The sequence below is a fragment of the Sutcliffiella horikoshii genome (genome assembly GCF_008180725.1).
Lineage (GTDB): Bacteria > Bacillota > Bacilli > Bacillales > Bacillaceae_I > Sutcliffiella_A > Sutcliffiella_A horikoshii_B.
The window spans coordinates 374,680-391,123 of sequence record NZ_VTEV01000001.1 but is presented as its reverse complement, the minus strand read 5'-3'; the positions used below and the strand labels follow the sequence as shown (position 1 = coordinate 391,123).

The window sequence follows — 16,444 nt, the reverse complement described above, 5'->3', positions numbered from 1 at the left end:
GTCATGTTAGATTTTGATAACAGTATCGATCAATTAGCTACCATAAAAGTAATCGGAGTTGGTGGAGGCGGAAACAACGCTGTAAACCGTATGATAGAGCATGGTGTTCAAGGAGTAGAGTTCATCGCGGTTAACACGGATGCTCAAGCTCTTAACCTATCAAAAGCAGAAGTAAAAATGCAAATCGGAGGCAAACTTACTCGTGGTCTTGGAGCAGGTGCAAATCCTGAAGTAGGGAAAAAAGCTGCTGAAGAAAGTAAAGAACAATTAGAAGAAGTTCTTAAAGGTGCCGACATGGTATTTGTCACAGCTGGTATGGGCGGAGGTACCGGTACTGGTGCAGCTCCAGTTATCGCACAGATTGCACGCGATCTTGGCGCGTTGACTGTCGGTGTTGTAACAAGACCGTTTACTTTCGAAGGCCGTAAGCGTGCTACACAAGCAGCAGGCGGTATCGCTTCCATGAAAGAGGGAGTAGATACATTAATCGTCATTCCAAACGATCGTCTACTTGAAATCGTGGACAAAAATACACCGATGCTAGAAGCGTTCCGTGAAGCAGATAACGTACTTCGTCAAGGTGTACAAGGTATCTCTGACTTGATCGCTACTCCAGGACTAATCAACCTAGACTTTGCCGATGTGAAAACAATCATGTCCAACAAAGGTTCCGCATTGATGGGGATTGGTGTTGCAACAGGTGAAAATCGTGCAGCTGAAGCAGCAAAAAAAGCTGTATCTTCTCCACTACTTGAAACTTCTATCGACGGAGCACAAGGTGTATTAATGAACATCACAGGTGGCACTAACCTAAGCTTGTATGAAGTACAGGAAGCTGCAGACATCGTGGCATCCGCTTCTGATCAAGAAGTGAACATGATTTTTGGTTCTGTTATCAATGAAAACCTTAAAGACGAAATTGTTGTAACGGTTATTGCAACAGGTTTCAGCGAAGCAGAAATTAACCATACTAAACAAGGTGCACGTCCAGTGTTCGGAGCGCAAAAAGCTCCTGCGCAGAAGCCACAACAACCGCAACGTGAAGTAAGACGTGAAGAGCCGGTTCATCAGCAACAAGAACAACAAGAGCCACGTCGCCAGCAACAATCTCAGCAACAAGAAGAAACGTTGGATATCCCAACTTTCCTTCGTAACAGAAATCGCCGCCGCTAATTTCTAATTTCTATTAGCTGCAGGCTTAAATCAAAAGCACTAAACCATTGTAAGTGAAAATGGTTTGGTGCTTTTTTGTTGTTTAGGGAAATGTTGGAATTCTCATGGTCTTAATGAAGACCTCCGTGATGATAAAGAAGGAGAAGGGAGGTACTCATCGCCGCTATGAAGACCTCCGTGACGAGGAAAAAGGGGAAGAGAAGTCTTCATTGCCGCTATGAAGACCTCCGTGACGAGGAAAAAAGAGAAGAGAAGTCTTCATCACGTCTATGAAGACCTCCGTGACCAGGAAAAAGGGGAAGGGAGGTCTTCATCACGTCTATGAAGACCTCCGTGACCAGGAAAAAAGAGAAGAAAAGTCTTCATCACGGCTATGAAGACCTCCGTGACGAGGAAAAAGGGGAAGAGAAGTCTTCATTGCCGCTATGAAGACCTTCGTGACGAGGAAAAAGGAGAAGGGAGGTCTTCATCACGTCTATGAAGACCTCCGTGACCAGGAAAAAAGAGAAGAGAAGTCTTCATCACGTTTATGAAGACCTCCGTGACCAGGAAAAAAGAGAAGAGAAGTCTTCATCACGTCTATGAAGACCTCCGTGACCAGGAAAAAGGAGAAGAGAAGTCTTCATTGCCGCTATGAAGACCTCCGTGACCAAGAAAAAGGAGAAGAGCGGTCCTCACCACCCTATAAAGACCTTTATGACCACAAAATATCTTTGAAATAGTCAAGGAGGAAGCGCAAAGGCAAGGTACAGCCAAGATTTCAAATCTTCTGGGACAGTGATCTAAGCACCGTCCTGCGGAAAGCGATGCCATTTGCGGAAAGAAATAGCGATGTGTAAAACCAAACAACAATACTTTTACCATCCATCATTCCTCTAATTATCCCCTCCGACAAATAAGCAAAAAAACCTTCAAAAATTGTATTCTACCATCGGCAGGAACTGACAGACTTTCTAATAGTAGTGATTTATACTAGTTTCAAACATAAAAAGGTATAAATGAGGGACTAAACTTGACCGTATATTTAGATGCGATCTGGCTATTGAATTTCGGGTTTGATTTCCTGCTATTAAAAATTACCGGTATCATTCTAAAGCGAAAAATGGTGACTTGGAGATTGATGTTAGGGGCATTTTTAGGTTCATTAATTGTAGTTCTGATGTTTACCCCATTACAGGCGCTAGTTGGAAATCCATTTGTCAAAATGCTTTTATCCCTCACGATTATACTTGCAGCTTATGGGTTCCATAGGCTTAGGGTTTTTGTAGAAAATTTGATTGTATTCTATGTTACTACCTTTTCAGTAGGCGGAGGTATGCTTGCCGTTCATTACGCCTTGGAAGTAGATCAGCGTTTCGCCAATGACACTATTCGCAGCTTGACCACTGGACTTGGTGATCCAATTTCATGGATGTTTGTTCTCATCGGTTTTCCGGTCCTTTTATACTTATCTAAGAAGCAATTCCATGCAGTAGAAACAAGAAAATTTAAATATGACCAATTGGCCAATATCACCATTACCGTAGAAAAGGAAGTGATCTCGTTACCAGGTCTCCTGGACAGTGGAAACCAGCTATTAGATCCGATTACCAAAACCCCTGTAATGATTGTAGAGGTGGCCTCTCTTCAAGCATTTATCCCTCAAGAAATAATACAAGCTATGGATTCCATTGAACAAACTCAAGGTTGGCCAACATTCTCAGAGGAAACTAAGTGGGTGGATAGAATACGGATCATCCCATACCGGGCAGTTGGAAAAAGTACCAGCTTGATGCTTGCAATAAAGCCGGACAAAGCAGTCATCCATCATGATGGTAAACAGTATGAAACAAATAAATTTCTTCTTGGGCTGACTAAAACAACCCTCTCATCGGAAGGGGATTATGTATGTATCCTTCATCCAAAAATGCTACAGGGGGAAGTGGTTGAGCAGGTTTCATAATTCTATACTCACAACCTACAAAGGTATCAGAAAAAAGGGAGGAATTATCTTGGGGAAACTGAAGATTAAGATGACTTATTTATGGTATAAATTATTAATCAAATTAGGATTAAAGACAGATGAAATTTATTATATCGGGGGAAGTGAAGCACTGCCGCCTCCTTTATCGAAAGAAGAAGAGGCCCACCTTCTCATCAAATTGCCTAATGGAGATCAGGCAGCAAGATCTATTTTAATTGAACGAAATTTGAGACTTGTTGTATACATCGCAAGAAAGTTTGAGAACACGGGTATTAATATTGAAGACTTAATCAGTATTGGAACAATTGGCTTAATAAAAGCTGTAAACACGTTTAATCCTGAAAAGAAGATTAAATTAGCAACTTATGCTTCCCGTTGCATTGAGAATGAAATTTTAATGTATTTGCGTAGAAATAATAAGGTTCGTTCTGAAGTATCATTTGATGAACCATTAAATATTGACTGGGATGGCAATGAATTGCTGTTATCGGATGTGCTTGGTACCGAAGAAGACATCATCACTAAAGATTTAGAAGCAAATGTAGATCGAAAGCTACTACTAAAAGCCCTAGAACAATTAAATGATAGAGAAAAGCAAATCATGGAATTACGCTTTGGCCTCATTGGCGGCGAAGAAAAAACACAAAAAGATGTTGCCGATATGCTTGGAATTTCGCAATCATATATATCCCGTCTGGAAAAACGTATTATTAAAAGGCTCAGAAAAGAATTTAACAAAATGGTGTAAAAAAAATTTTTATTCAATAACCCTAGAACTGATAAGGATTGTAATTATTTGTCAGAATAGATAAATTTCTGCATATGCATATTTTTCCCTCCTGAGGAGATACTTAACTCTGAACAGCAACTCCTGTTAGGAGGGGAAAGAATGACACGTAATAAGGTAGAGATTTGTGGAGTAGACACCTCTAAGCTTCCTGTTTTGAAAAATGAAGAAATGAGGAAGTTGTTTCGCGAAATGCAAAGTGGTGAACTTTCTGCTCGTGAAAAGCTTGTGAATGGTAATTTAAGGCTTGTATTAAGTGTTATTCAACGGTTTAACAACCGTGGAGAATTTGTCGATGACTTATTTCAAGTTGGTTGTATAGGATTGATGAAATCTATTGATAACTTTGATTTAGGTCAGAATGTTAAATTTTCTACATATGCAGTACCGATGATCATCGGGGAGATCAGACGATACCTTCGTGACAATAATCCAATTAGAGTGTCAAGGTCGTTACGTGATATCGCCTATAAAGCACTGCAGGTGAGAGAAAGATTAATGAGTGAAACATCCAGAGAGCCGACGGCGGAAGAGATTTCAAAAGTTTTGGAAGTACCCCATGAAGAAATTGTTTTCGCCCTTGATGCCATCCAAGACCCTGTCTCATTGTTTGAACCAATCTACAATGATGGAGGAGATCCTATCTATGTTTTGGATCAAATCAGTGATGAGAAAAACAAAGATATCCAATGGATAGAAGAGATTGCTTTAAAAGAAGGAATGAGACGCCTGAATGACAGGGAAAAACTCATTCTAAGAAAACGTTTCTTTCAAGGTAAAACACAGATGGAAGTTGCTGATGAAATCGGAATTTCGCAAGCTCAAGTATCTCGCCTGGAAAAGGCAGCAATCAAGCAGATGAATAAGAATATTCAAAGCTAATGCAGGAAAATATACAAATAAAAAGTTCCAGGATCCTCCTTTAAAACGGATCACTGGTTCTTTTTTTTGGACAAGTTAATATAAGTAACAAAACTTTTTTCTTTTCTCCTCATGAAGTTCGATACATTTATCATATAGTTAAGTATGATAGCTAAAATGGGGGAATGGACATGGTAAAAATATCAGATTTTCAAATGAAAGATGTGGTAAGTGTCTCGGATGGGAAGAAACTTGGTAACATCGGCGATATTGATATCAATCTAACAAATGGAAAAGTTGAGGCCATCATCATTACCGGAGGAGGAAAGATGCTAGGATTTTTTGGTAAGGATGAGGAGGTTGTTATTCCATGGCGAAATATCGTCAAAATCGGTGCAGATGTTATTCTTGTGCGTTATCAAACAAAAGTAGAGACCGCATATGAGGAATGATGCGCGAAAATTACTGTCGAAAGGGACAATATAATTCAATGTTAGTAGAAAAATGTGGTACAATATGAAAGAATATGAGTGTAACATAAAGAAGGTGTCATAGATGACGGAGCCATTTGTTCTGGAAAAAGAACAAACACTGTCTCTCCCTGTTTGGAAAGGGAATGCTTCCAACTTGATCGTCGGATTTACAACGAAAAATGGAGGCGTCAGTGAAGGACAATTCAGTACATTGAATATGGGGTTGCATGTCAATGATTCAGTGGATGCTGTATGTCAAAACAAAGAGATTTTGGCAAGCCAGTTGAATATACCTACAAAAAATTGGGTAGGATGCGACCAAACACATGAAGATAAAATCGTAAAAGTAAACAACCCTGATAAAGGCAAAGGTGTATATTCCTACAGCACTGCTTTGTCAGGAACAGACGGCATTTATACAGATAGTGAAAATATTTTATTAACACTATGTTTTGCTGATTGTGTGCCACTGTACTTTTATTCCAAGGAACATTCCCTTGTTGGTATTGCTCATGCCGGCTGGAAAGGCACCGTGAAAAATATTGCTGGCAACATGATTAATCGTTGGATGGAAGATGGCGTTAACATTGATACGATTCAAGTTGCCATTGGACCAGCTATTTCGGCACAAGCATATATTGTGGATGACTATGTTGTTAATAGAGTAATGGATGCACTTCCTGGTACAGATAAGGAAACATATATGAAAGAAGTATCTAGCGGGCAGTATGCTCTTGACCTTAAAAAAGTCAATTTTGAACTGCTTTTGCAAGCTGGTGTCAGTGAGGAAAACATCCTTTGCAGCTCTTTTTGTACAAGCTCTAATGAATCCCTATTCTTTTCCCATCGTCGGGATAAAGGGAAAACGGGAAGAATGATGAGTTTTATAGGTTTGAAAGGTGCGGATTTTGAATGAACGAACAATCAGTCGAACTAAATCTTTCCGAAATTCAGCAAAATATCAGAGATGCATGTGACCGTGCCAATCGTTCAGTAGAAGAGGTAAAGATAATTGCCGTTACAAAATATGTATCAACAAAGCGTGCTCAAGAGGCCATTACAGCAGGTGTATCGCATCTTGGCGAAAATCGTGATGACGGTTTGCTAATGAAGTGGGATACTATATCTAATCAAGCAACGTGGCATTTCATCGGAACTTTACAATCTAAAAAAGTAAAAAATATCATTGATAAAGTGGACTATATTCACTCATTGGACCGCAAGTCCCTAGCAGAAGAAATACATAAAAGGGCAAAAAAAATCGCTAAATGCTTTATTCAAGTAAACGTTTCAGGGGAAGATTCCAAACACGGGCTAACACCGGAAGAAGTTCCGGGATTTGTAAAAACGCTCTCAGAGTTCCATAACATTCAAATCGTCGGATTAATGACAATGGCTCCTTATACAGAGGAGGAAAAAGTGTTGCGAAACTGCTTCCGTGGATTGAAATCTCTGCAACAAGAAATAAGATCGATGAACCTTCCGTTTGCGCCATGTACAGAACTGTCCATGGGGATGTCCAATGACTACAAGATTGCCATTGAAGAAGGTGCAACATTCGTCCGAATTGGAAGTGCGCTTGTAGGAAACGAACAATAATTTGGAGGTGTAGGGAATGACGATAAAATCAAAATTCAAAAGTTTCTTTGCCTTAGATGATGAAGAATATGAGTACAAAGAGTCGGAAGTATACGAGGAAGAAGAAATGGTAGAGGAGCCGAGAAGAACAAGATCTGGGACAACTCAACCTGCTTCTAGACAAAATGTTGTCAGCCTGCAAAGTGTACAGAAGACATCCAAAGTGGTCCTATATGAACCTAGATCTTATTCGGAAGCACAAGACGTTGCCGACCATTTAAAGAACCGCCGCGCAATCATCGTCAACTTGCAGCGAATAGATATGGATCAGGCTAAGCGGATCGTAGACTTCCTAAGTGGCACCGTATATGCCATTGGGGGAGATATCCAGCGCATTGGACAGAATATTTTCCTATGCACGCCAGACAATGTGGATGTATCTGGATCCATTTCTGAGATTATGCAGCAAGAACAGGAAGAATATACAGACAAGAGGTGGTAGATATTCATGGGTACATTTTTTAATTTTCTTGATCAGTTAGTTTTCATTTATACGTTAGCGTTAATCATCTATATTTTTATGTCTTGGTTTCCAGGCGCAAGGGAGTCATCCTTTGGTAGGATCTTAGGAAGAATATGTGAACCATACCTAGACATGTTTCGCCGCATCATCCCGCCACTTGGAATGATCGATATTTCTCCAATTGTCGCTATTTTCGTATTGCGATATGCAGTATTAGGGCTTAAAGCTTTGTTTGGTATGATAGGTATATATTAATATGAAAAGTAGGGAATCTCGCTAGAACTATAACGGGTTTCCCTTCTTAACTTTTGTTAGATTAGAGTGATACAATGAGTATTTATCAACATTTTCGACAAGAAGAGCATGATTTTATCGACCAAGTATTGGAATGGAAGGATACCGTTATCGAACAGTATGCTTCAAAACTTACGGATTTCCTTGACCCCCGTGAGCAAGAAATTGTGAAGAGTGTAGTAGGAAATAATGAGGATGTTAAGCTTGCTTTCCATGGGGGAACAACTGGTGCCGAAAGAAAACGTGCCCTCTTATATCCTCCCTACCTCGAACCAACTGCTGAAGACTTCCAGCTAAAAGCTTATGATCTTTCCTACCCCGAAAAGTTTGTGAAGATTGAACATCGCCAAGTTTTAGGCTCATTAATGGGTATTGGTCTTAAAAGAAGTAAGTTTGGGGATATCTTTTTTCATGATAACACTATTCAAGTTGTACTGAGCGCAGAAGTAAGTGGTTTTATTGAGCTGCAATTACAAGAAGTGGGTAAAGTGAAAGTGTCTTTAAATGAGATACCTTTTGATTCTCTAAAATCAACCGAAACAAGCTGGGAAGAAGCTTCGACGACAGCAGCATCATTGCGATTAGATGTCATGATAGCGTCTATCTACAATCTTTCAAGGCAAAAGGCGCAATTATTGATTGGTGCTAAAAAGGTGAAGATCAACTGGAAGCTTGTCGAGCAGACAGCCTTTGAATGCCAAGAAGGAGACATCCTTTCTGTAAGGGGATTTGGAAGAAGTAAACTTTTGACAGTGGATGGAAAAACGAAGAAAGACAAATGGAGAATTATTGTAGGAAAACAAAAATAATTTTTTGTTTGGCAGGAAAACAAGAGAGTATGTCGAATAATGTTTAGTAATAGTAGAGATTTTAATGGAGGTGGCATCAATGCCCTTAACACCACTTGATATTCACAATAAAGAGTTTAATAAGGCTTTTCGTGGCTACGATGAGGATGAAGTAAATGAATTTCTTGATCAGGTAATCAAGGATTATGAGATGATTCTGCGTGAAAAGAAAGAACACGAGGAAAAGGTCAAAGAATTGAATGACCGTTTATCTCACTTTAACACGATCGAAGAAACGTTAAATAAGTCCATTCTAGTGGCACAAGAATCAGCAGAAGATGTCAGAAGAAATGCTCAAAAAGAAGCAAAGTTGATTATCAAAGAAGCGGAGAAGAACGCAGACCGCATCATTAATGAATCCTTATTAAAGTCAAGAAAACTACAAGTGGAAATAGATGAATTAAAAAAGCAGTCGAAAATCTTCCGCAACCGCTTTAAGATGCTTGTTGAAGCGCAGTTAGAGCTTATTGACAATGATGATTGGGAACACTTGATGGAATATGAAGAAAAAGATAAAGAATTAGAAGAAAGTGGAGTATAACCTTGACGATATAAGGTTATATTCAGTATAATAACGAAACAAATCAAAGTTTTTTCATACAATAAATACATGCACTTATTTTTATAAACTAATTAAAGCGTTGATAGGGACAATAGTTTCTCTTACCACTTATTATAGCGAACCGGGGACGGTGAAAGCCCGGTATAAGAAGAGAAATGAAGATCACCCTAGAGCACGGGACTGAACGCACATTGCTTGTAAGTCTTGTCGTCACATTCACGTTACGAATGCTAAAGTGGACTAAAACTGCTACCTAGCAGCTTTGTCAATTTAGGGTGGTACCACGGGAGATCCTCTCGTCCCTTTCATGGGATGAGGGGATTTTTTTATTTTTATTTTATGAAAAACAAAAAAGAGAAAGTTGGAGGAAAGACCTATGGAATACAAAGATACCTTATTAATGCCTAAAACCGAATTCCCAATGCGCGGAAACCTTCCAAACCGCGAACCACAATTACAACAAAAATGGGACGAAATGGACATCTACAAAAAAGTGCAAGAACGCACAAAAGACCGCCCAATGTACGTACTGCACGACGGACCCCCATATGCAAACGGAGACATCCATATGGGTCACGCACTCAACAAAGTCTTAAAAGACTTCATTGTCCGCTACAAATCCATGAGTGGCTACCATGCACCATATGTTCCTGGCTGGGATACACACGGGTTGCCGATTGAAACAGCGTTAACGAAAAACAAAAAAGTAAAACGCAAAGAAATGTCCGTAGCTGACTTCCGTAAGTTGTGTGAAGAGTACGCATATGACCAAGTTGACCGTCAACGTGAACAATTTATGCGCCTTGGTGTACGAGGTGACTGGTTCAATCCTTATATCACACTAAAACCTGAATATGAAGCACAGCAAATCAAAGTGTTCGGAGAAATGGCGAAAAACGGACTGATCTATAAAGGTTTAAAGCCTGTTTATTGGTCTCCTTCTAGTGAATCTGCACTTGCAGAAGCGGAAATCGAATATCAAGATAAACGTTCTCCTTCTATCTATGTAGCCTTTAAAGTAGAAGACGGAAAAGGCGTACTAGATGGATCTGAAAGCTTTATCATCTGGACGACCACTCCATGGACCATTCCTGCTAACCTTGGAATTGCCGTTCATGCGGATCTAGATTACAGCGTTGTCGAAGTAAATGGCAGCAAGTTCATCATTGCGGCAGAACTTATGGATACGGTATCTAGCACACTAGAGTGGGAAGACGCAAAAGTTGTCAAAACACTTAAAGGCGCAGAATTAGAACATGTAGTTGCCAAACATCCATTGTATGACCGTACTTCATTAGTAATGTTAGGTGACCATGTTACGACAGACGCTGGAACAGGCTGTGTACACACAGCTCCAGGTCACGGGGAAGATGACTTTATCATCGGAAAGAAATATGGCCTTGATGTATTGTGCCCAGTTGATGCAAAAGGAAATATGACGGATGAAGCACCAGGATTTGAAGGTCTTTTCTATGACGAGGCTAACAAGCCGATCACAGAAAAACTACAAGAAGCGGGAGCACTTTTAAAGCTGAACTTTATCACGCACTCTTATCCACATGACTGGCGTACGAAAAAGCCGACCATTTTCCGTGCAACAGCACAATGGTTTGCTTCCATCGATAAAATCAGAGACCAATTGCTTGAGGCAGTGGCTGAAACTAAATGGGTACCAGCATGGGGTGAAACTCGCCTTTACAACATGGTACGTGACCGTGGAGACTGGTGTATTTCTCGTCAACGTGCATGGGGAGTTCCAATTCCTGTGTTCTATGCAGAAAACGGCCAGGAAATTATCACAGACGAAACGATCGATCATGTATCTGCTTTGTTCAGAGAGAATGGATCTAATATCTGGTTTGAAAAAGAGGCGAAAGACTTGCTTCCGGAAGGTTTCACACATGAAGGAAGTCCGAATGGCACTTTCTTTAAAGAGATGGACATCATGGACGTATGGTTTGATTCCGGTTCGTCCCATCAATCAGTTCTAGAAGAAAGAGATGACCTGCAACGTCCTGCTGATCTTTACCTGGAAGGTTCTGACCAATATCGCGGATGGTTCAACTCCTCCCTGACAACAAGTGTAGCTGTAACTGGAAAAGCTCCTTACAAAGGAATCTTGAGTCACGGTTTCGCGCTTGATGGCGAAGGGCGAAAAATGAGTAAATCACTAGGTAACGTAGTTCTTCCTTCTAAAGTAATGAACCAACTTGGTGCAGATATTCTTCGCTTATGGGTAGCTTCTGTTGACTATCAATCTGACGTTCGAGTGTCTGATAACATTTTAAAGCAAGTTGCCGAAGTGTATCGTAAAATCCGTAACACCTTCCGCTTCCTGCTTGGTAATCTTTCTGACTTTGATCCAACAGTAAATGCGGTGGAAATGAAGGATCTTCGCGAAGTGGATCGTTACATGATGGTCAAGCTTAACAACCTAATCACGAAAGTGAAAAAGTCCTATGAGGAATATGAGTTTGCTGGTATCTATCATGCTGTTCATAACTTCTGCACGATTGAATTGAGTTCCTTCTATCTTGATTTTGCGAAAGATATCCTTTATATCGAAGGAAAAGATCAGCATGACCGCCGAGCAATCCAGACCGTTCTTTATGAGACATTGCTTGCACTGACAAAACTTGTGACACCAATCCTTCCTCATACAGCTGATGAAGTATGGTCACACATCGATTTTGTAAAAGAAGAAAGTGTACAACTGGTTGACATGCCGGATGTATTGCCTGTTGAAGGTGCAGATGCGATTGAAGAAAAATGGGATAAATTCATGGCACTTCGCGACGATGTGTTAAAAGCGCTGGAAGTTGCCCGTAACGAAAAAGTGATCGGTAAATCCCTTGCTGCAAAAATCACATTATATCCGAATGCCGAAACGAAGGCATTGCTTGATTCCATTGAAGAAAACGTACAACAACTGTTCATCGTTTCCGGTTTAGAAGTTGCCGGCGTGAAAGAAGAAGCTCCACAAAATGCACAACAATTTGAAGGAGTAGCGATTACAGTAACACCTGCTGAAGGTGAAACTTGTGACCGTTGCTGGGTTGTCACACCAACAGTTGGGGAAGATAAAGACCACCCAACACTTTGCGTTCGCTGTGCATCTGTTGTAAAAGAAAATTATAGTGCTTAATACTTGAAGAAAGGACCTGCGCTGACATTTGTTGGCGCAGGTTTTATTATTATGTAGGGATCAAGTTTTGTATTGGTCCCTCGTAATCATTCGGGTTGAATGAGGACAATGTTCCTAGTATTTTGAAGGCAGAGGGAGTCATAGGATCTGAATGAGGACAATGTAGCCCTCGATTTAATGGCAGAGGTAGTCATACTGGTTGAATGAGGACAATGTAGCCCTCGTTTTAATGGCAGAGGTAGTCATACGGGTTGAATGAGGACAATGTAGCCCTCGTTTTAATGGCAGAGGTAGTCATACGGGTTGAATGAGGACAATGTAGCCCTCGTATTAATGGTAGAGGTAGTCATACTGGTTGAATGAGGACAAAGTAGCCCTCGTTTTAATTCATACGCCCCGAATGAGGACAAAGTCCCCCGTATTTTAAAGGCAGAGGTATTCATACGCCATGAATGAGGATAATGTTTCCTAGCAGCTTTATTTACCACCCTCTATTTGCTATAATTCTAAAGTACATATAAAAACCTGGGGGTACGTGTTAAGATGTATTATCTTATTGCACTTGTAATTATCATAATCGATCAACTAACAAAATGGTTGGTAGTAAGATATATGGAAATTGGAGAGAACATTCCGATCATACATAACTTTTTGTACATATCTTCCCACCGCAACAGAGGAGCTGCATGGGGGATACTTGAAGGCCAGATGTACTTTTTTTACATTATTACTGTTGGTGTTGTCATTGGACTTATCGTATACTTGCAAAAACTTCCTAAAGATCAACCTTGGATGAAACTTGCATTAAGTCTAATGCTTGGAGGCGCTATAGGGAACTTTATCGATCGTGTATTACACCAAGAAGTTATTGACTTTATCAATACATTCATCTTTACCTACGATTTCCCTATCTTTAATGTAGCTGATTCTGCATTAGTAATAGGCGTTGGGATTATATTAATCTTAACGATACTTGAGGGCAAGAAAGAGAAGGAGCTATCACAAAAATGACAGAAACAATGACGATTCAGATTGATGAATCACAAAAAAATGACCGTATCGACAAGGTGCTTTCCACTCAAAATGAAGAGTGGTCCCGTTCACAGGTCCAACAATGGATTAAAGAAGGACAAGTTCTTGTTAACGGAGAAAAGATTAAACCAAACTATAAATGTAATGCTGGAGACGATATTACCGTTACCATCCCGGAACCGGAGGCACTGGATGTCTTGCCGGAAGATATGGATCTGGATATTTATTACGAAGATGCGGACGTAATTGTCGTCAACAAACCTCGTGGTATGGTAGTTCATCCCGCGGCAGGCCATGCAACGGGAACACTTGTGAACGGATTGATGGCGCATTGCAAAGATCTTTCAGGTATCAATGGTGTATTAAGACCCGGAATTGTCCACCGCATTGACAAGGACACTTCAGGATTATTAATGGTCGCTAAAAATGATTTTGCACACGAAAAGCTTGTGAATCAACTAGTTGCCAAGACGGTTACAAGAAAGTACCAGGCAATCGTGCACGGTGTTATTGCTCATGATGTAGGGACGGTGGATGCGCCAATCGGACGTGACAAAAAAGATCGTCAAGCCATGACCGTGACAAATGAAAACAGCAGAAACGCTGTCACTCACTTCCGCGTGATCGAACGTTTCAAAGACTTTTCTCACATTGAGTGCCAGCTTGAAACAGGACGAACGCACCAAATCCGCGTGCACATGAAATATATTGGTTATCCCTTAGCAGGTGATCCTAAATACGGTCCGAAGAAATCACTCGATATAGAGGGACAGGCTCTACATGCAGGGATCCTTGGGTTTATTCACCCCCGTACGGAAGAATACATGGAATTCGAAGCGCCTAATCCGCCAGAATTCGAGCGCGTTTTAAAACTTTTAAATAACCATTGACAGATTAATATTATTTTGAGATAATCATCTCAGTTGAATAAGACCTTTAAACGACAGTCCCGTGAGGCTGAGAAGGTAACGGCATATGCGAATGGAGAAGCTATATCTATAGCCATCCCTCTATTTTCGTGTACAAAAACCTCTCATCATACGGTGAGAGGTTTTTTGTTTCTCGTTACAAGTAAGGGCAAGAAAGGGTGAGGGAAATGGCAGAGAAAGCTTTGATTTTAGACGAGCAGGCAATAAGAAGAGCGTTAACACGCATCGCTCATGAAATTATCGAGCGCAACAAAGGTGTGGAAGACTCCGTTCTTGTGGGAATTAAAACAAGAGGAATTCACTTGGCTAAAAGATTGGCCGAGCGCATCAATCAGATAGAAGAAAAGGATATCGCGGTAGGAGAACTAGACATCACCCTATATAGAGATGATCTGACGACCAAAACTTCTGATAATGAACCACTTGTCAAAGGCTCTGATATTCCAGTGGACATCAACAACAAAAAAGTCATTTTAGTAGATGATGTATTGTTCACAGGTAGAACAGTTCGAGCGGGAATGGACGCACTGATGGATTTCGGAAGACCTTCACAAATCCAGCTTGCCGTACTAGTTGATAGAGGCCACAGAGAATTACCGATTCGAGCGGATTTTGTAGGAAAAAACATTCCGACTGCTAGCACTGAAAAGATAGTGGTGGAACTTTCTGAAATTGATGATAACGATCAAGTAAGCATACATGATAAATAAATAGACCCTTTTAATTGCAGTCCCGTGAGGCTGGCAAAGGGGTACATTGGTTTTAGAATTCGCTGCTGGCGGATCTTCCTGGAACCTCTCTACCTCTTTGTGCCATCACGCTGCACAAAGAGTTTTTTTATGGGAAAATTCGGGAGGTAAACGTTATGAGAGAGAAACCAGTTTTAGACATACACGAAGTACCAAGTAAACCAAAATGGTTAATTTTAAGCCTGCAGCACTTATTCGCGATGTTTGGCGCAACCATCCTCGTCCCGCTTTTAGTAGGTTTAAGTCCAGCAGTAGCATTAGTATCAAGCGGACTTGGGACACTTGCTTACCTTCTAATAACAAAAGGTCAAATCCCAGCATACCTTGGTTCATCCTTTGCCTTCATCGTACCAATTATTTTGGCTACTGAAATAGGAGGTCCAGGGGCTGCCATGATCGGAAGCTTCATGGCCGGTCTTGCATACGGAATGGTAGCATTATTAATCAAACAACTTGGACATCAATGGATTATGAAACTCTTGCCGCCAGTTGTGGTAGGGCCAATCATCATTGTCATCGGTTTAGGATTAGCTGGAGTAGCCGTGGATATGGCCATGTACGAAAACCCTGGAGCACCACAGGCTGAATTAATATACAGCGTAAAACACTTGTTGGTTGCAATGGCCACTTTAGCCATCACCATCGGAGCAATCATTTTCTTAAAAGGGGTCTTCAGCCTGATCCCTATCCTAATCGGAATAGTTTCCGGATACCTGATTGCTTATTTTACGGGCCTGGTAGACTTAACACCTGTTAAAGAAGCAAGCTGGATTCAAGTACCAGATTTCATCATCCCATTTGTCAGCTACACACCAAGCTTTAATGCTTCCATCTTCTTCATCATGGTGCCGGTTGCCATTGTAACTTTGTCAGAGCATATCGGACATCAGATGGTACTAAGTAAAGTTGTAGGAAGACCTTTCATTCAAAAACCAGGACTACACCGTTCCATCCTGGGTGACGGGGTTGCAACCATGCTTGCATCCCTAATCGGAGGACCTCCAAATACAACATACGGGGAAAACATTGGCGTACTTGCAATAACAAGAGTGTTCAGTGTGTTTGTCATCGGGGGAGCAGCAGTGATTGCCATTACATTTGGATTCATCGGAAAAATCTCGGCATTGATTAGCACAGTACCAAGTGCAGTAATGGGCGGAGTAAGCATCCTGCTCTTCGGAATCATTGCATCAAGTGGATTAAGAATGTTAATTGATAACAAAGTAGACTTCAATATAAAAAGAAACTTGATCATCGCAGCTGTCATTACGGTCATCGGAATCGGCGGGGCATTCATCAAGATTGACAACTTCCAATTACCTGCAATGGCAATGGCCGCAATTATCGGAGTAGTCTTAAACCTTGTCTTGCCACAGGATGAGCAAGAAAAAACAGAGCAAAGAAAATATGAAGAAAAACAAAATACAGTAGCTTAACCTTTTAAGAGAAGTCCAGAGAGGCTGAGAAGGGTGCAAGGCGAACACTTAGTGAACAAGGAAGATTCTACAAAAGTATCCTCTTGTTTAC

At 40.8% G+C, this 16,444-nt stretch carries 16 protein-coding genes and 1 other annotated feature; all 16 genes read left to right on the top strand.

Annotated elements, in window-relative coordinates; translation table 11 throughout:
• Window positions 1-3: 3 nt before the first annotated feature.
• The 16 genes from ftsZ to FZC76_RS01885 all read left to right on the top strand — a co-directional run bounded on the left by ftsZ (window position 4) and on the right by FZC76_RS01885 (window position 16,353).
• Window positions 4-1,173, top strand: coding sequence for a cell division protein FtsZ (ftsZ, locus tag FZC76_RS01960; RefSeq protein WP_060665815.1), 1,170 nt, complete (start codon window positions 4-6; stop codon window positions 1,171-1,173).
• 1,012 nt (window positions 1,174-2,185) lie between these two features.
• A complete protein-coding gene (gene spoIIGA, locus FZC76_RS01955; RefSeq protein WP_148986582.1) occupies window positions 2,186-3,115 on the top strand; it encodes a sigma-E processing peptidase SpoIIGA in 930 nt (309 codons plus the stop codon).
• A 49-nt stretch (window positions 3,116-3,164) separates the two neighbouring features.
• Window positions 3,165-3,884, top strand: coding sequence for an RNA polymerase sporulation sigma factor SigE (gene sigE, locus FZC76_RS01950; RefSeq protein WP_063561195.1), 720 nt, complete (start codon window positions 3,165-3,167; stop codon window positions 3,882-3,884).
• A gap of 141 nt (window positions 3,885-4,025) precedes the next feature.
• Entirely contained in the window at window positions 4,026-4,805 is a 780-nt protein-coding gene (sigG, locus tag FZC76_RS01945) for an RNA polymerase sporulation sigma factor SigG (protein WP_060665819.1), read from the top strand.
• Between the two features lie 170 nt (window positions 4,806-4,975).
• A complete protein-coding gene (locus FZC76_RS01940) occupies window positions 4,976-5,236 on the top strand; it encodes a YlmC/YmxH family sporulation protein (RefSeq protein ID WP_148986581.1) in 261 nt (86 codons plus the stop codon).
• Window positions 5,237-5,339: 103 nt separating this feature from the next.
• The gene (pgeF, locus tag FZC76_RS01935) at window positions 5,340-6,173 is read left to right on the top strand and encodes a peptidoglycan editing factor PgeF (RefSeq protein WP_148986580.1); all 834 of its coding nucleotides are present in this window, start codon (window positions 5,340-5,342) and stop codon (window positions 6,171-6,173) included.
• Entirely contained in the window at window positions 6,170-6,856 is a 687-nt protein-coding gene (locus FZC76_RS01930) for a YggS family pyridoxal phosphate-dependent enzyme (protein WP_148986579.1), read from the top strand. The genes pgeF and FZC76_RS01930 overlap by 4 nt, the downstream gene beginning before the upstream one ends.
• 16 nt (window positions 6,857-6,872) lie before the next feature.
• Window positions 6,873-7,337, top strand: coding sequence for a cell division protein SepF (locus FZC76_RS01925; protein WP_148986578.1), 465 nt, complete (start codon window positions 6,873-6,875; stop codon window positions 7,335-7,337).
• A 6-nt stretch (window positions 7,338-7,343) separates the two neighbouring features.
• Complete coding sequence (locus tag FZC76_RS01920; protein WP_148986577.1) at window positions 7,344-7,613, top strand: YggT family protein; 270 nt, start codon at window positions 7,344-7,346, stop codon at window positions 7,611-7,613.
• A gap of 74 nt (window positions 7,614-7,687) precedes the next feature.
• Window positions 7,688-8,461 (top strand): YlmH family RNA-binding protein, encoded by a 774-nt coding sequence (locus tag FZC76_RS01915; RefSeq protein ID WP_148986576.1) that lies wholly within the window; start codon window positions 7,688-7,690, stop codon window positions 8,459-8,461.
• A 79-nt stretch (window positions 8,462-8,540) separates the two neighbouring features.
• Entirely contained in the window at window positions 8,541-9,041 is a 501-nt protein-coding gene (locus tag FZC76_RS01910) for a DivIVA domain-containing protein (protein WP_060665826.1), read from the top strand.
• A 91-nt stretch (window positions 9,042-9,132) separates the two neighbouring features.
• Window positions 9,133-9,369 (top strand) — a binding site (T-box leader).
• Between the two features lie 69 nt (window positions 9,370-9,438).
• Window positions 9,439-12,207: an isoleucine--tRNA ligase gene (gene ileS, locus FZC76_RS01905; RefSeq protein ID WP_148986575.1), complete on the top strand. Its 2,769-nt coding sequence runs from the start codon at window positions 9,439-9,441 to the stop codon at window positions 12,205-12,207.
• Between the two features lie 543 nt (window positions 12,208-12,750).
• A complete protein-coding gene (gene lspA, locus FZC76_RS01900; protein ID WP_060665828.1) occupies window positions 12,751-13,218 on the top strand; it encodes a signal peptidase II in 468 nt (155 codons plus the stop codon).
• Window positions 13,215-14,129 (top strand): RluA family pseudouridine synthase, encoded by a 915-nt coding sequence (locus FZC76_RS01895; RefSeq protein WP_148986574.1) that lies wholly within the window; start codon window positions 13,215-13,217, stop codon window positions 14,127-14,129. The genes lspA and FZC76_RS01895 overlap by 4 nt, the downstream gene beginning before the upstream one ends.
• Before the next feature lie 206 nt (window positions 14,130-14,335).
• The gene (pyrR, locus tag FZC76_RS01890; RefSeq protein ID WP_060665830.1) at window positions 14,336-14,878 is read left to right on the top strand and encodes a bifunctional pyr operon transcriptional regulator/uracil phosphoribosyltransferase PyrR; all 543 of its coding nucleotides are present in this window, start codon (window positions 14,336-14,338) and stop codon (window positions 14,876-14,878) included.
• 155 nt (window positions 14,879-15,033) lie between these two features.
• On the top strand, window positions 15,034-16,353 hold the full coding sequence (locus tag FZC76_RS01885; protein WP_148986573.1) for a solute carrier family 23 protein: 1,320 nt from the start codon (window positions 15,034-15,036) through the stop codon (window positions 16,351-16,353).
• Window positions 16,354-16,444: the final 91 nt, after the last annotated feature.

Excerpts from the sequence above, each read along its gene's own strand:
- ftsZ (WP_060665815.1), top strand. The coding sequence starts at position 4 with ATGTTAGATTTTGATAACAGTATCGATCAATTAGCTACCATAAAAGTA.
- sigG (WP_060665819.1), top strand. The coding sequence starts at position 4,026 with ATGACACGTAATAAGGTAGAGATTTGTGGAGTAGACACCTCTAAGCTT.
- FZC76_RS01940 (WP_148986581.1), top strand. The coding sequence starts at position 4,976 with ATGGTAAAAATATCAGATTTTCAAATGAAAGATGTGGTAAGTGTCTCG.
- pgeF (WP_148986580.1), top strand. The coding sequence starts at position 5,340 with ATGACGGAGCCATTTGTTCTGGAAAAAGAACAAACACTGTCTCTCCCT.
- FZC76_RS01930 (WP_148986579.1), top strand. The coding sequence starts at position 6,170 with ATGAACGAACAATCAGTCGAACTAAATCTTTCCGAAATTCAGCAAAAT.
- FZC76_RS01925 (WP_148986578.1), top strand. The coding sequence starts at position 6,873 with ATGACGATAAAATCAAAATTCAAAAGTTTCTTTGCCTTAGATGATGAA.
- FZC76_RS01920 (WP_148986577.1), top strand. The coding sequence starts at position 7,344 with ATGGGTACATTTTTTAATTTTCTTGATCAGTTAGTTTTCATTTATACG.
- FZC76_RS01915 (WP_148986576.1), top strand. The coding sequence starts at position 7,688 with ATGAGTATTTATCAACATTTTCGACAAGAAGAGCATGATTTTATCGAC.
- FZC76_RS01910 (WP_060665826.1), top strand. The coding sequence starts at position 8,541 with ATGCCCTTAACACCACTTGATATTCACAATAAAGAGTTTAATAAGGCT.
- ileS (WP_148986575.1), top strand. The coding sequence starts at position 9,439 with ATGGAATACAAAGATACCTTATTAATGCCTAAAACCGAATTCCCAATG.
- lspA (WP_060665828.1), top strand. The coding sequence starts at position 12,751 with ATGTATTATCTTATTGCACTTGTAATTATCATAATCGATCAACTAACA.
- FZC76_RS01895 (WP_148986574.1), top strand. The coding sequence starts at position 13,215 with ATGACAGAAACAATGACGATTCAGATTGATGAATCACAAAAAAATGAC.
- pyrR (WP_060665830.1), top strand. The coding sequence starts at position 14,336 with ATGGCAGAGAAAGCTTTGATTTTAGACGAGCAGGCAATAAGAAGAGCG.
- FZC76_RS01885 (WP_148986573.1), top strand. The coding sequence starts at position 15,034 with ATGAGAGAGAAACCAGTTTTAGACATACACGAAGTACCAAGTAAACCA.